The 14,028-nt window shown below is 53.7% G+C and carries 13 protein-coding genes and 1 riboswitch; of the genes, 5 read left to right on the top strand and 8 right to left on the bottom strand.

Going from position 1 to position 14,028, the window contains the following annotated elements; all coding sequences use genetic code 11:
* Positions 1-75: 75 nt before the first annotated feature.
* Complete coding sequence (locus BM025_RS19200; RefSeq protein ID WP_170842178.1) at positions 76-240, top strand: hypothetical protein; 165 nt, start codon at positions 76-78, stop codon at positions 238-240.
* Here the strand turns inward: BM025_RS19200 and BM025_RS11245 are convergent, their stop codons facing one another.
* From BM025_RS11245 to BM025_RS11235, 3 genes are all read right to left on the bottom strand, one after another.
* Complete coding sequence (locus BM025_RS11245; RefSeq protein WP_085848137.1) at positions 241-699, bottom strand: GNAT family N-acetyltransferase; 459 nt, start codon at positions 697-699, stop codon at positions 241-243.
* Positions 700-709: 10 nt separating this feature from the next.
* Positions 710-1,795, bottom strand: a complete 1,086-nt coding sequence (gene cobW / locus BM025_RS11240) for a cobalamin biosynthesis protein CobW (protein WP_085848138.1) — start codon at positions 1,793-1,795, stop codon at positions 710-712.
* Positions 1,796-1,861: 66 nt separating this feature from the next.
* Positions 1,862-2,542: an energy-coupling factor ABC transporter permease gene (locus BM025_RS11235; protein ID WP_085848139.1), complete on the bottom strand. Its 681-nt coding sequence runs from the start codon at positions 2,540-2,542 to the stop codon at positions 1,862-1,864.
* Between the two features lie 36 nt (positions 2,543-2,578).
* Positions 2,579-2,800: riboswitch (cobalamin riboswitch) on the bottom strand.
* A 188-nt stretch (positions 2,801-2,988) separates the two neighbouring features.
* Here BM025_RS11235 and smc point away from each other — a divergent pair.
* Positions 2,989-6,444, top strand: a complete 3,456-nt coding sequence (gene smc, locus BM025_RS11230) for a chromosome segregation protein SMC (RefSeq protein ID WP_085848140.1) — start codon at positions 2,989-2,991, stop codon at positions 6,442-6,444.
* An 80-nt stretch (positions 6,445-6,524) separates the two neighbouring features.
* Here the strand turns inward: smc and BM025_RS11225 are convergent, their stop codons facing one another.
* The 4 genes from BM025_RS11225 to BM025_RS11210 all read right to left on the bottom strand — a co-directional run bounded on the left by BM025_RS11225 (position 6,525) and on the right by BM025_RS11210 (position 10,059).
* Positions 6,525-7,697 carry a lytic murein transglycosylase gene (locus BM025_RS11225; protein ID WP_085848141.1) on the bottom strand — a complete coding sequence of 391 codons (1,173 nt, stop codon included), beginning with the start codon at positions 7,695-7,697 and terminating at the stop codon, positions 6,525-6,527.
* 87 nt (positions 7,698-7,784) lie between these two features.
* Positions 7,785-8,729 (bottom strand): adenosylcobinamide-phosphate synthase CbiB, encoded by a 945-nt coding sequence (cbiB, locus tag BM025_RS11220; protein WP_085848142.1) that lies wholly within the window; start codon positions 8,727-8,729, stop codon positions 7,785-7,787.
* Complete coding sequence (locus tag BM025_RS11215; RefSeq protein ID WP_085848143.1) at positions 8,726-9,661, bottom strand: threonine-phosphate decarboxylase; 936 nt, start codon at positions 9,659-9,661, stop codon at positions 8,726-8,728. Before BM025_RS11215 ends, cbiB begins: the two co-directional genes overlap by 4 nt.
* Positions 9,658-10,059, bottom strand: a complete 402-nt coding sequence (locus BM025_RS11210) for a DUF1636 family protein (protein WP_085848144.1) — start codon at positions 10,057-10,059, stop codon at positions 9,658-9,660. Before BM025_RS11210 ends, BM025_RS11215 begins: the two co-directional genes overlap by 4 nt.
* 198 nt (positions 10,060-10,257) lie before the next feature.
* On the opposite strand from BM025_RS11210, the gene BM025_RS11205 reads away from it, so the two are divergent.
* A complete protein-coding gene (locus tag BM025_RS11205) occupies positions 10,258-10,620 on the top strand; it encodes a response regulator (protein WP_085848145.1) in 363 nt (120 codons plus the stop codon).
* A 45-nt stretch (positions 10,621-10,665) separates the two neighbouring features.
* Here BM025_RS11205 and BM025_RS11200 read toward each other — a convergent pair whose 3' ends face one another.
* Complete coding sequence (locus BM025_RS11200) at positions 10,666-11,640, bottom strand: glutathione S-transferase family protein (protein ID WP_085848146.1); 975 nt, start codon at positions 11,638-11,640, stop codon at positions 10,666-10,668.
* 335 nt (positions 11,641-11,975) lie between these two features.
* Between BM025_RS11200 and BM025_RS11195 the strand changes: the two genes are divergently transcribed.
* Together BM025_RS11195 and BM025_RS11190 are read left to right on the top strand one after the other, a co-directional pair.
* A complete protein-coding gene (locus BM025_RS11195; RefSeq protein ID WP_085848147.1) occupies positions 11,976-12,203 on the top strand; it encodes a DUF6732 family protein in 228 nt (75 codons plus the stop codon).
* Positions 12,204-12,208: 5 nt separating this feature from the next.
* The gene (locus BM025_RS11190) at positions 12,209-13,468 is read left to right on the top strand and encodes a sirohydrochlorin chelatase (RefSeq protein ID WP_085848148.1); all 1,260 of its coding nucleotides are present in this window, start codon (positions 12,209-12,211) and stop codon (positions 13,466-13,468) included.
* The last annotated feature ends 560 nt before the right edge of the window (positions 13,469-14,028 follow it).

Below are 14,028 nucleotides of genomic sequence, written 5' to 3'. Positions count from 1 at the left end.
GGCGTCCTTTGTCGTATTCTCTTGTTTCATGATGCGCTTTGAGGCATCAGCGGGGCAAATCAAAGAGGTATTTTCATGGATTACGGTAAAACTGGAGCCCCAAAAGTGCGCAAGAATTCCCCGAAGCATAATGAGCACAACGCCAAAGGGACTGCAAAGAACCCCTTTAGTGTTAAAGAAACCAAAGCCGAACTTTTGGCACGTATGAAAGCCGCAGCCGACGCTAAAAAAGCCAAGTGATCAGTCGAGCGTCTTTTGCATAAAGACGCTCACGCCGTTGTTTTCGTAACTTCCAAACGCCAAACAGCGTGCAAAGCCAAAGCGTTCATACAAACGCACGGCTGCCGCCAATTCATCGCCAGTTTCAAGCTTGAGTGACGTCAGTCCCTCAGCCTGTGCCATGTCTTCAATCGCACGCATAATGGCGGCAGCGATACCTTTTCCACGACCTGCCGTGGCGGTGAACATGGATTTCACTTCACCATATTTATCATCCGCATGGATTTTAAATGCGCCGACACCCAATATAGAATCGCCTTCACGTGCGATGAAAAAACGTACATCGTCAGCCGCCAAAGCATCTGTGGGCAGTGCGTGATTGTGTTCATCACTGTAGATTTCAGCCTGCAATGCCTGTGCCTCAGCCAAAAGGGCTGAGGGTTGAGGATCAAGCGGATTGCCAAGTTCGACGATGATCATAGCGCGCTCCTTAGGCACACAACGCGGCTTCGATCGCAGCACGATCAAGACCGGCTTGGCCGATAACCACGAGACGGGTTTCGCGTGGGGCCGCGCCAAAGGGCTGATCGAAATAGTGATCCACGCGCGGACCTACAGCTTGCACAGTCAGACGCATGGGCTTGCCAGTGACAGCAACAAACCCTTTGAGGCGCAAGATGCCGTGCGCTTTAATCACGTCAGAAATTTGTGCAGCATAGGCTTTGGGATCGGCCACCTCATCACGGGACACAATGAAGCTTTCAAAGGCATCATGGTCGTGATCGTGGTGATGATGGTGATCGTCATCCTTAGGATCATCGTCGTGATGGTCGTCATCGTGATCATGGTGGTGGTGATGCACTTCGTGGCGATTGGCCAAATCATCTTCGGCACCGATGCCCTGACCCAGCAATACATCAATAGGCAAAGCGCCATGGGATGCGCGCACAACCTGTACGCCATCGCGGGCCTCTCCTTTAAGTTTCGCAACCAAAGCGTCAGCGGCAGTATCGCCCAACAAATCGGCTTTGTTCACGATAATCATATCCGCACAGGCAATCTGATCTTCGAATAGTTCTGACAATGGCGTTTCGTGATCTAGGTTTTCATCCAATTTGCGCTGCGCATCGACAGCGGCAACGTTATGGGCAAAAAGACCTTCGCTCACAGCCTTGCCATCGACCACAGTCACAACACCATCGACAGTGACGCGGGTGGAAATTTCGGGCCAGTTGAATGCCCGCACCAAAGGCTGCGGTAGGGCCAAACCAGAGGTTTCAATCACGATGTGATCAGGCACGTTTTCACGGTCCAACAGCTTTTGCATGGTCGGAATGAAATCATCGGCAACGGTGCAACAAATACAACCGTTCGACAGTTCCATGATATCGTCTTCGGTGCAGGTTTCGTCCCCGCAGCCTTTCAAAATATCGCCGTCCACACCCAGATCACCAAACTCGTTGATGATCAAAGCGATGCGTTTGCCGTTTGCGTTGGCAAGCATGTGACGGATCAGCGTGGTTTTCCCAGCGCCAAGAAAGCCAGTGACAACAGTGGCAGGAATTTTAGCGGGCATAAGTGCCTCCTTCATGGAAAACGCCGAGGCTATAAACCCCGGCGTCTGCATGATTACGATATTGGGTTAAGCAGCGTTGAACAGGCGCGGAGCGGCGAGGCCCGTCGCGTTCAATTGCTTTTTGATCATTTTCGCACCAGCCAAAACGGCCAAATCCACGAAAGGTTCAAGAGCAACAACAAGCATGTACGCCGCGCCGAATGTACCGACTGAGGCCAATACTTCAGAGCCAAACCCTTGACCGTAGACGACCCAGAATCCAACCCAAGCAACAACGCCAGCTTGGTAAGTTGTGGACAGCAACAGCGCTTGTTTATAGCTGACATCCGCATAGGCAGTGCCTGGCGCAATGATGCGATCCGCAACCATTTTGATCGCCAGCAAAGGCAAGATCAACGTTGTCACGTTCATGCCGTATTGTGGCAGATCTATTTGAGCGAACAAAAGTCCTTGGATCAAAAGACCGACTGCAAGGCCGATTGCCGCAGGAGCCGCCCCAAGGATCAAGAAAATCGTGGAACCAAAGATAAAGTGCACTTCAGACACACCAACAGCGTGATGTGGCAGCACTTGGAAAAAGATGAAAACAGCGATGCTGGCGACAAGCGTACGTGCCGCGAATGACACAACGCCACTCTCGCGGATCGTGCTTACAGCGTGCTTTGTGGTCAGCCCCGCAGCGCCGACAGCCGTAACAACAGAAAGCGCGAGTTTCGCACCGGTGACGAGACCTGGCTCGATATGCATAGTATAGTCCTTCCTAAGCCGTCATCCCCGACGGCTGGTTGATATAAGGCCACGGCTGGTCTCCTGGCTTGCGGGTCAATGTGCGCTCGCCGCCTTCCCAAACCCAAAGGTCCAGTGGCGTATGGCGTGCACTCACCGCATACAGTCGCGGGGGCGGCTGTGGATTTGAGTCCCGACTTGGGTCACTCGAACCACATTCCCATTTCTCCCCAGCACGCTTGGCGTGACGATAGGGGAACCATAGCCCGTCTATTTGGCGCACCTGCCCCCCTTGGGTCAAGGTGATTTCCCACCAATAAAGTTTTTGGCCCTTATGTGCCCCGTAAAACGCAATATTTTGTGGATAACTTTACCCAGAACCCCAGATTTCGACCCAAGCCTGTTGACACATGGTCCAATGAGATTGAACAGTTTTAAGTCAGTCAAGAATCAATCACGGGTTTCCTTTGCGTTTCAATCGCCTACGTCTCAATGGCTTCAAAAGCTTCGTTGACCCCACTGATCTTGTGATCGCTGAGGGGCTGACAGGCGTGGTTGGACCAAACGGTTGTGGCAAATCAAACCTTCTGGAAGCGTTGCGTTGGGTCATGGGCGAAAACCGCCCCAAAGCCATGCGTGGCGGTGGGATGGAAGACGTGATTTTCGCGGGTGCCTCATCGCGTCCTGCACGCAATTTTGCCGAAGTCGCGCTGACCATCGACAACTCTGAACGTCTTGCGCCAGCGGGGTTCAACGAGGCCGATACCGTTGAAATCACCCGCCGCATCACCCGTGACGCAGGCTCAGCTTATAAAGTGAACACCAAAGACGTGCGCGCCCGCGATGTGTCGATGTTGTTCGCTGATGCGTCTACTGGTGCCCATTCGCCAGCCCTTGTGCGTCAGGGGCAAATCTCTGAATTGATCAACGCCAAACCCAAAGCGCGGCGTCGCATTTTGGAAGAGGCTGCTGGCATTTCAGGCCTGTATCAACGTCGCCATGAGGCTGAATTGAAACTCAAAGGCGCTGAGACAAATCTGGCACGTGTGGATGATGTGCTGGAACAGCTTGCATCCCAAATCGCATCACTTGTGCGCCAAGCACGACAAGCGGCACGATACCGCGAGATCGGCACTGAATTGCGCCACGCCGAAGGGTTGTTGTTTTATCGCCGCTGGCGCGATGCGGACCTTGCACGTAGCGATGCCGAAGACATTTTGCGCACACGTTTGAAACAAGCTGCCGAGGCGGAAAAAATCACCCGTTTGGCGGCCAAGCAACGTACAGAAAAAGAAGACATCTTGCCATCGTTGCGCGAAGAAGAAGCCATCGCTGCCGCCGTGTTACAACGATTGACCGTGGCACAAGATCAATTGTCCGAAGACGAAAAACGCGCGCGCGGGTCCATCGACACATTGACCCGCCGCATCGAACAACTTGTGGCCGATATGGCCCGCGAAGAGCAACTCAACCGCGACGCCGATGAAACGATCGAGCGCCTTGAGTGGGAAAAACGCGAGCTAGTAAAAGCCGCCGAAGGCCATGAGCCGAAATTGGATGACGCAGCCCTAAGCGCGGCTGAAGCCAATGAAATTTTGCAAGATCGCGAAGCCCAGCTTTCCGAGATGACCGAAGACGTGGCGCGCCTTGCCGCACGTCACCAATCTGCCACACGATTGGTGGAAGACAATCGCAAAACGTTGGATCGCGGTCGTTCAGAATCAGATCGGGCCCGTGCATCAGTGCAAGACGCGCAAGCGGCATTGGACGGCTCGGCAGAGGCGCTGAGTGCCGCCAGCAGTGCCCAAGAAGAAGCAACATATTTGGCTGAAGAAGCCGACGCAGCTCTGATTGAAACCGACGAGGCACGCGCAGATGCTCAGACACGCGAAGCGTCCGCACGCGCTGCGCGGTCCGAGGCCGAGGGTGAACTTGGTGCGCTAAAAGCCGAACTTGCCGCCTTGTCAAAAATGCTGGATCGCGATCAGATTGGCGGCACGCAAGTGCTGGATATGGTCCGCGTGAAAGCAGGGTACGAAAAGGCTCTTGGCGCGGCGTTAAGCGATGATCTGCGCCAACCCGCGATTGAGGCCTATCAAGCCTCTGGTTGGGTGACATTGCCTGATTATCCTGATGAACAGGACCTGCCCATGGGGGCGGACCCGTTGTCAGACTACGTCACAGTGCCTGCCGTTTTGGAGCGTCGTATTGGGCAAATCGGTTTGGTCAAAGCCGCGGATGGCGCGCGCTTGCAGGCAGATCTGGAACCGGGGCAACGACTTGTGTCGGTCGAGGGTGATCTTTGGCGCTGGGATGGGTTTCGTGCGGGTGCCGAAGATGCGCCTTCGACAGCGGCTTTGCGTTTGCAACAACTCAACCGCCTTGAAGATTTGAAACAAGAAACATCCGCTGGCGAGGCCAAAGCCGCCGGCGCGATGCAAGCGCATGAACATTTAAAAGCAGAATTGAGCCGCCTGTCCGAAGCAGACAGAGTTGCGCGTGAGGCTCGCCGCACTGCTGATCGTGCATTGTCAGATGCCGCTCGCGCGTTGTCGCGTGCCGAAAATGATCGCACGTTGGCTGAAGGTAAAGTTGAAAACCTTGGACTTGCTGTGGCGCGCCACGATGAAGAAGCGCGCAGTGCCGAAGAACGCCTGCGTGAAGCAGAAAGTGCACAGCGCGAATTGCCTGATCTTCAGGCGGCACGCGATGCAATTGAAAGCGTAAAAATGGCGGTGGAAGCGGCACGGATCACCATGATGTCCAAGCGTTCGTCCCACGATGAAATTCGCCGTGAAGGCGAAGCGCGCACACGTCGTTCGCAAGAAGTCACCAAGGAACTTTCTGGCTGGCGGCATCGATTGGAAACAGCGGGCAAACGGATTGCGGAACTCAATGAACGCAAGGGTGCATCTGAACGAGAGCTGCAAGACGCAACAGGAAAGCCTGACGAAATTGCAGAGCAACGTGCCCAATTGATGGATGAAATTGGCGAGGCCGAATTGCGTCGCGCCAAGTCTGCCGACATGCTGGCCACAGGTGAAGAAGACCTGCGCGCTGCGGTGAACGCTGAACGCGATGCCGAGCGTTTGGCCTCGGAAGCCCGCGAGGCCCGCGCGGCATCCGAGGCGCGTCGCGATGCTGCCGGCGAGACCATGCTTGCCGCTGTTGAACGCATTCGTGAAGAATTGGAAACCACGCCTGAAAAGTTGTTGGAAGAACTTGCGGTTGATCCCGAAACTATTCCTGCTGGCGAAGCGATTGAAGTTGATGTGAACCGCCTCAAGCGCTTGCGTGACAGTCTGGGTGCGGTGAATTTGCGCGCTGAAGAAGATAGTAAAGAAGTGCGTGAAGAGCACGACAGTTTGCAGGCGGAAAAACTGGATTTGGAAGAAGCGATTAAAACTCTGCGCAGCGGAATTTCGTCATTGAACAAAGAGGGCCGCGAGCGCCTTTTGGCTGCTTTTGAAGAAGTGAACGCCAGCTTTTCCACTCTGTTCCGTCACCTGTTTGGTGGCGGTGAAGCCAAGCTGATGTTGGTCGAAAGTGATGATCCGTTGGACGCGGGGCTTGAGATCATGTGCCAGCCTCCGGGCAAAAAATTATCGACGTTGTCACTGCTGTCTGGTGGCGAACAAACGCTGACCGCGATGGCGCTTATCTTTGCTGTTTTCTTGGCCAACCCCGCGCCTATTTGTGTTTTGGACGAGGTCGACGCACCGCTGGATGACGCCAATGTCACGCGCTTTTGTGACATGCTCGATGAGATGACGCGCCAGACCGATACGCGGTTTTTGATTATCACTCACCACGCCGTGACCATGGCGCGGATGGATCGATTGTTCGGGGTGACGATGCAAGAACAAGGCGTGTCGCAGCTTGTGTCAGTCGACCTGAAAAAGGCAGAACAATTGGTTGCCTAGAACTGAGTGTGACCAAAAATGATCCACAAAAAAGGCGCCGCTGGCATATCAGGGCGCCTTTGTGACTTTATTATAAGGACTTACAGCTTATTCAAAAGCGCTGCAGTGGGCCAAGCATCGGCGGGCATTCCCAAACGTTCCTGTTCAGACTGCACGGCGGCGCGGGTTTTAGCCCCTAAAATACCATCGACTTTGCCCACATCATGACCGCGTTTGCCAAGCTTGGTTTGCAAGCTTTTCATTTGCGCATCATTCAAACCCTGTTCTGGATTTCCAGCTTTATAGGACGATGCCCCTTCAAGTCGTGTGGCAAAATAAGCTGCGGTGGTCACATAGACAAAACTCTTGTTCCACTCGAAATAAATATCAAAGTTTGGATAGGCTATAAACGCTGGGCCTTTGCGTCCCATAGGCAGCAAAATAGATGCTTTTAGGTTGGGATTTCCAAGGTTCCCTGCGCGTGGTTTAACGCCCATTTTTGCCCACTCGCTGACAGGTATTTTTTGGTCCAAACCCGTTTTCGACCAATCCAAATTGTCTGGAACCTGCACCTCTTGCAACCAAGGCTCACCCTTGCGCCACCCAAGATGGTTCAACATTTTACCACCAGACATCAACGCATCTGGGGCCGAAGTTTTCAGACTTACATGCCCGTCGCCATCTCCATCAACACCGTTTCGCAGGATGTCTTCGGGCAGCATTTGCACCATGCCAATTTCGCCAGCCCACGCGCCCTTGGTGTTTACTGGGTCAAAATCGCCCTGTTCATACAGCTCAAGCGCTGCAAATATTTGCGGTTGAAACAAGTCAGGGCGGCGGCAATCATGGCCCAAAGTGAGCAAAGAGTTGAGCGTGTTAAAGTTGCCTTGGACCTGACCATAGTCTGTTTCTAACGCCCAAAATGCCAACAGCACACCACGTGAAACACCGTATTGTTGTTCGACTTTGTCGAAAACGGATTTGTATTTTGCACCGTTGCTAGCCCCATTGCTGATACGGTTTTGGCTGATTACGGCGCGTGAAAATTCGATAAAATCTTTTTTGAACACGCCTTGCGATCTGTCGGCTTTGATCACGGCTGGGCTGTGCGCCGCATTTGCCAAAAATGCGTTCACCGTAGATTTGTCATGGCCCAAACGGATGGCTTCGGTTTTGACATTTTTGACGAAGCTGGAAAAAGATCCGCCACAAGGGACATCGGCAAAAGCGGGGCTCGCGCATGTCAGAGCAAGAACGAGGGGCATAAATCGCATAAAATCACCTGTAATAACTTGGGCTGTTTACCATTTCACAGCACCCTAACGAGGCACGTGATGCTGCGCAAACATGTCTCGTTAAGCTTAAAAAACGAGGCGTAAAACCGCTGTTGCAAAGACCATCCACAGGCAAAAAAATATCACAGCGGCCCAAGCGACCCAAAGGCGCTGACAGGCGGCGTGAATGTCATAAGGGTGTGCGATTTTGCGACCTGTTTCATTGACCCAAGGATAGTCTTTCATCTCACCATGATAGGCGCGCGGGCCTGATACGGCGATGCCAAGCGACCGTGACAAAGCGGCCTCGGGCCAACCTGCATTTGGTGATCTATGTTTGCGAGCATCCCGTGCAATGGCCGCGATCGTGCTGAATGGTTTTGCGCGGATGGTGGTCATAAATGGCATTAAAAGCAACATGGTGACACGGGCAGGGATCAGGTTTAACAGGTCATCAAACCGCGCCGAGGCCCAGCCAAAATCGGCATGTTTGGGCGTGAGATACCCGATCATACTGTCTGCTGTATTTACCATTTTATAGATCACAAGACCGGGCAAGCCGCCGATCAAAAACCAAAATGCAGGCGCGATGACCCCGTCGGAAAAATTTTCAGCCGCAGATTCGATTGCGGCACGGGCCACGGCTGGCGCATCCATCGCAGCGGTGTCGCGCCCTACGATCATAGCCACAGCATTTCGACCTTGATCAAGTGACAGTTCTAATCCATGTGCGACGGCTTTAACATGTTGAATCAGTGACTTGTGGGCAATCAAAATCGCTGCGGCAAAGATGCTAAGATAGGGCACCAGAGCGATAAAATACCCTAGACTGCCCCCCAGAATGACCAGCGCGATCAGTAGAATGACACCTTTGGTTTTGCGCTTAGATCCTGTGTTAAATCGCGTATCGGCCCAGCCTATCAGCCGCCCCATCAGAACGGCGGGATGGGGCAGGCGGGTCCATAGCCATTTGGGTTCGCCAAAAATAGCATCCAAAATAAGCGCACAAAACAAGGTAAGCGCGGTCGTCACAGCGCGGCCTCTAATTGATCCCATTTGTCAGGGGCGGGCAGGCCGAGGCGCAGCCATGTGTCCGAGTAGGGGAACGTGCGCGACCATACTTTGCCTCGCGCCAGACGTTCTTGCCAAGCGCGCGCATCATCGACTTGATACAGGCGAAACAGAGTGGTTCCGCCAAGGCTGGATGCCCCTTTTTCGGTCATCAACCGGTCCAAGCGCTGACTGTCTTGATCCAATCTAAGCCGTGTGATTTTTGCCCAAGCCGGATCATTCAAAGCTGCCGCGCCGATCCGCAACGCAGGGCCAGATACAGCCCAAGGCCCAATCATGGTTGAAAGCCGGTGGATCACATCTGTGTGGCCTATCGCAAAGCCAAGCCTAAGACCTGCGAGTCCCCAAAACTTGCCGAAACTTTTCAAAATGAGCGTGTCTTGCTGGGAAGCGCGGTCGATATGGCTGAGCTCAGGGGTGACATCGCAAAAGCTTTCGTCAATCACGGTGATGGGGGCTGTGAATTCATCGGCAGTCCATAGCCTGCCTGTGGGATTGTTGGGATGAACCACCACGTGCACGGCGCCTGTGTCACGGCTGACTTGCCAGCCCTGCGCATCAAACGCGCCAGCGTGTTCATTGTAGGTAGGTTTTTGGATCGACACTTGGCCGCGCGGCCACAAAGATGGCAGGCGCGCAATCAAGCTAGAGGCACCGGGGGCAGGCAAAATCGCAGCCTGTTTTGGCACGTTCCAAAAGAGACGCGCGGCTTGCACCAAGGCATCGGTGGCGGCTGCATCGGGCAAAGCAGACCACGCATCATCTGAAAAGTCGCCCACGGGATAGGGCATTGGATTGATACCTGTCGACAGGTCGAGCCACGCGCTGCGTTCACCACCGAATCGTGCTGCCGCCGCATCAATTCCGCCGCCATGATCACGGTGCTGACTCATGCTTTTTCTGCCTCTATGGGCGCGGGCAGGGGCAGGTGACGTGAGACAAAGTGGCCTTTGACGCCGACCGGCCATGTGCGAAATGGGACTTGGCCCGTGGGTGATGTGGCGTGCAGGGTGGCAAAATCGGTGATTGCCTGTGCGTCCTCGGCGGTGCCATCAAAGCTGCCCAAAGAATATCCGATTTTACTGAGCCCGTTGTCATCAATCCCTTGGATGATCACATTGCACGCGCGTTCGCAGCCCATGGTGCAGGACACACGGCGGGTGTTGACGGGGGTCTTTGTGGCACAGGTTTCAATCGCTTGCGCCAACACGTCGCCGTCGGTTTGATTCGCGCCACGGGCGTCCCAATCGCTGCGCTTGCAGCCATCGCATATGGTGATCCAAGTTGTCATAAAAGTCCTTTTGGCGTCTCTTTGGAGGAGTTTAAGTTAAAATCCAATCTTTTTCTATCCTTTGAGATAGGTATAGGTCCATTGACCAAAGTCTTAAGCATTCGTTACTTTAGGGGGATCGAATCTCTAAGGCTGGAACGGTCAGGGCCACGCTTTGGCTTATTGGAATTCGATAGGACGCTGGGTCCAGGGGTCGTAATGCAAGTACTGATAGTTGAGAGTAATCCAGATCTTGGCGCGATCTGGCAGCGATACCTTGAGCGTCAAGGTATGAGTGTTACCAGTGCGCTGGGACAAGCCAGTGCTGTGGCGTATTTACAAGACACAGCCGCAGATTTGATCATTTTGGATTTGGTTCTTGAGGATGGATCGGCCTTTGCTGTCGCCGATTATGCAAACTACCGCTACCCTGAGACGCCTGTGATTTTCGTCACCAATTCCACCTTTTTCTCAGATGGATCAATTTTCCAACACATGGCAAACGCCCGCGCCTTTGTGACCTCAGAGGTCGATCCCGCCGATTTGACCGCCATGGTCGAACACTACGGCCGCGTTGAGTAAAACGCGACCGTAGAAGATAGAGCAATCAGTGATTATGTGTGCCTGTCAGCCGCGCCCATGCGGTGCAGTCCAATCCAAATCTGGCGTTATTGGGATTATCCGGTTCGGATTGATCGTGTCATGGCTGTAGTGATAATGACGCACAATGTGGTCGAAGTGCGTCGTGTCGGCCACGCCATCCCACTGATACAACTCACGGGTAAAGCCCCATAAGTTTGGATAATCCTTGAGCATACGCTTGTTGCATTTGAAATGGCCGTGATAGACCAAATCGAACCGCACCAAGGTCGTGAACAACCGCCAATCCGCTTCGGTGATTGTGTCGCCCATCACGTAGCGATGGGTTGCAAGTCGGTCTTCCAGCCAGTCCAAACTGTCAAACAGTGGAACAATTGCAGCATCATAGGCCGCTTGCGTGGTTGCGAATCCCGCTTTGTAAACGCCGTTGTTTACGGTGTCGTAAATGCGTGCGTTCATCTGCTCAATGCCATCGCGCTGTGCTTTTGGCCAGAAATCCAACGTGTTTCCTGTGATGCCATCAAAGGCGGAATTGAACATACGGATGATTTCGGATGATTCGTTTGAAACGATAGTGCCAAGCTCTTTGTCCCACAGGATCGGAACTGTCACGCGGCCTGACACATTCGGCTCTGCTCGCGTGTAAATGTCGCGCAAAAACGGCAATCCAAACAAAGTGTCACCAGTGGTGCCCGGAAAATCTGTGGCAAAGGTCCAGCCGTCACTCAGCATATCAGGGTGAACAACCGATACGGTGATCATGTCTTTAAGCCCTTTGAGAGCAAGAAAAATCAGCGTTCTGTGCGCCCACGGGCAAGCGTAAGACACATACAGGTGATAACGCCCTGCTTGGGCTTTGAACCCAGATGTCCCTGTCGGTCCCGCTGCGCCGTCAGGTGTGATCCAATTTCGAAACCCTGCTGTGGAGCGTTCGAATTTACCACCTGTTTTCTTGGTATCGTACCACGCATCTTGCCATATGCCGTCTTGCAAAAAACCCATTGGTGCCTCCTTTAGCTCTCACCTGTCTACGCTATGAGTGTTCATGCGGAAATATCAGTGAGGGCGCAGCTTTGGTGCATGTGCGCACAATTGCCCCGTGGTGCGACAGTCTGCTTGCGTGAAACCAATTGCGCCTTGGCTCTGGCGAACTTATACGTGGGATCAGACGACGCCCTCGGTTCCGAGGGCCAGAGAGGTTGGCTTATGCGGATTGACCCAAATAGGGAATCCAAATCAGCATCGTCGGGATCTTCCCAGCCTCCTTGAATTGAAACCGCCTTTTGGCGACAAAGCAGTATCTCTGTTGAGATCGCTGATTGAGACAAGGATATGCCATGCGTAGCATCGTAATAGTTATTTTCACCCTTTTTGCAGTTCCCGCGTTTGCCCATGTTGGTCATTGGGGTGAGATGGCAGGCCATGACCATGTGATTGCAGGCGTTGCGCTGGGCGCAGCCGCAGGCATCGCGATCTGGGGGGCGCTCAAGGGTAAGAAAAACAAGGCAGCTGAGGCTGAACCCGAGGCCGAGGCTGAAAACGACGCCGAGCCGCAGGACGCGTGAGCATCATGAAAACCGGAGTAATGATCTGCGGCCACGGGTCACGCAGCCAATCCGCCGTGGATGAATTCGCCGTGTTGGCCGAAAAACTGCCAGCGCTTTTGCCCAGCGATTGGATGGTCGATTACGGCTATCTAGAATTCGCCAACCCTGTAATTCGCGATGGCTTGGACCGTCTGCGCAATGCTGGATGTGATCGCATTTTGGCTGTGCCGGGCATGTTGTTTGCCGCGATGCATTCCAAAAACGACATTCCCACAGTGCTCAACACCTATGCCGCGAAACATGGCATCGATGTGAAATATGGTCGCGAACTTGGGGTCGATCCTAAAATGATCGCCGCCGCAGGGGCGCGCATCAAAGATGCTGTCGCGCGTGCCAACGCCGAACATGGCGACCTGCCGTTGCACGAAACCGCTTTGGTGGTCATCGGGCGCGGGGCCTCTGATCCTGATGCCAATGGCAACGTGTCGAAAATCGCGCGTATGCTTTGGGAAGGTATCGGATTTGGCTGGGGCGAAGTTGGCTATTCTGGTGTGACTTTTCCATTGGTTGAACCTTGCCTCGAGCATGTTGCAAAACTTGGCTACAAGCGTGTCATCGTGTTCCCGTATTTCTTGTTCACCGGTATTTTGATCGACCGCATTTATGGCTTTACGGATCAAGTGGCCGCCAAGCACCCTGATATTCAATTCGTCAAAGCGGGTTACCTGAACGATCATCCTAAAGTGCTTGAAACCTTTGCTGAACGCATTTTGGAACAGCAAGGCGATGTGCCTGTGCCCAACTGCGGCATCTGTGCGTATCGGACCCAAGTGCTCGAAATCGAAGGCCAAGAGGTGCAGAAGATCACGGCAGAGGCGCGCGCGGCTTTGCGTGCTGATGGGCAAAACCACCCTGCCTTTGGCGATGTCACACCACCGACCTGCGTGATGTGTAAATATCGCACACAAATCTTGGGGTTCGAGACCGAAGTGGGATCAGTCCAAGAAAGCCATCACCACCATGTCGAGGGCCAAGGCGCGTCTGCACCTGGGTCTAATGTGGCTGATTGCACGCTTTGTAGTCACTTTTGCACGGGTATGTGTCGTTTGGAAACTGCGGCACACGATCACCATCATCACGACCATGATCATTCACACGATCACCCACATACGCATGATCACGCGCATGGACATGGTCATCACCACGATCATCACGATCACAGCCATCCAGAATACCCACACGCTAAACACCCTCACGGTCCTGAAAGCGCGCGCAAGTCATGAGTACGCCCCTGTTTGACGTCCATGTCATCGTGGATTGGTCTTCATCTGGCAAACCCAATACGGGCAAAGATAGCATATGGATCGCTGCTTTGGGGGATGCGCCGCAGGTGTTGAATCCCAGCACGCGCGCCCAAACGATGGATGTCATCACTGCGATTTTGGATGCGGCCACGGCTAAAGGGCAGCGCGTTTTCATGGGCTTTGATTTTGCCTTTGGCTATCCGAAAGGCCTGTCATCTGCGCTGGGCGATACTGCCGATTGGCGTGATGTTTGGGCGCTTATCGCCCGCGAAATCACCGATGCAGATAACAATGAAAACAACCGTTTTGATGCCGCAGCCAAGTTGAATCAGATGTTTGACGGCGACGGTCCTTTTTGGGCCAATGGACTCAAACGTGACATCGCAGGTCTTCCGCGCAAAAAACCGACGGGTTGGGGCGATACCTTGCCTGCCAATCTACGCCGTGCTGAAGCATGTGTGAAAAATGCGCAGGAAGTGTGGAAGCTGTCGGGCGCGGGGTCTGTTGGCGGCCAAGCTTTGACAGGCATCGCGCGACTT

It is taken from the genome of Pacificibacter marinus, assembly GCF_900109555.1.
GTDB lineage: Bacteria > Pseudomonadota > Alphaproteobacteria > Rhodobacterales > Rhodobacteraceae > Celeribacter > Celeribacter marinus_C.
This window is presented reverse-complemented; position numbering and strand designations above follow the sequence as displayed.

What these genes read in the sequence shown, in the direction of transcription:
- BM025_RS19200 (WP_170842178.1), top strand. Translation starts at nt 76, where the DNA reads ATGGATTACGGTAAAACTGGAGCCCCAAAAGTGCGCAAGAATTCCCCG.
- BM025_RS11245 (WP_085848137.1), bottom strand. Translation starts at nt 699, where the DNA reads ATGATCATCGTCGAACTTGGCAATCCGCTTGATCCTCAACCCTCAGCC.
- cobW (WP_085848138.1), bottom strand. Translation starts at nt 1,795, where the DNA reads ATGCCCGCTAAAATTCCTGCCACTGTTGTCACTGGCTTTCTTGGCGCT.
- BM025_RS11235 (WP_085848139.1), bottom strand. Translation starts at nt 2,542, where the DNA reads ATGCATATCGAGCCAGGTCTCGTCACCGGTGCGAAACTCGCGCTTTCT.
- BM025_RS11225 (WP_085848141.1), bottom strand. Translation starts at nt 7,697, where the DNA reads ATGCGATTTATGCCCCTCGTTCTTGCTCTGACATGCGCGAGCCCCGCT.
- BM025_RS11215 (WP_085848143.1), bottom strand. Translation starts at nt 9,661, where the DNA reads ATGAGTCAGCACCGTGATCATGGCGGCGGAATTGATGCGGCGGCAGCA.
- BM025_RS11210 (WP_085848144.1), bottom strand. Translation starts at nt 10,059, where the DNA reads ATGACAACTTGGATCACCATATGCGATGGCTGCAAGCGCAGCGATTGG.
- BM025_RS11205 (WP_085848145.1), top strand. Translation starts at nt 10,258, where the DNA reads ATGCAAGTACTGATAGTTGAGAGTAATCCAGATCTTGGCGCGATCTGG.
- BM025_RS11200 (WP_085848146.1), bottom strand. Translation starts at nt 11,640, where the DNA reads ATGGGTTTTTTGCAAGACGGCATATGGCAAGATGCGTGGTACGATACC.
- BM025_RS11195 (WP_085848147.1), top strand. Translation starts at nt 11,976, where the DNA reads ATGCGTAGCATCGTAATAGTTATTTTCACCCTTTTTGCAGTTCCCGCG.
- BM025_RS11190 (WP_085848148.1), top strand. Translation starts at nt 12,209, where the DNA reads ATGAAAACCGGAGTAATGATCTGCGGCCACGGGTCACGCAGCCAATCC.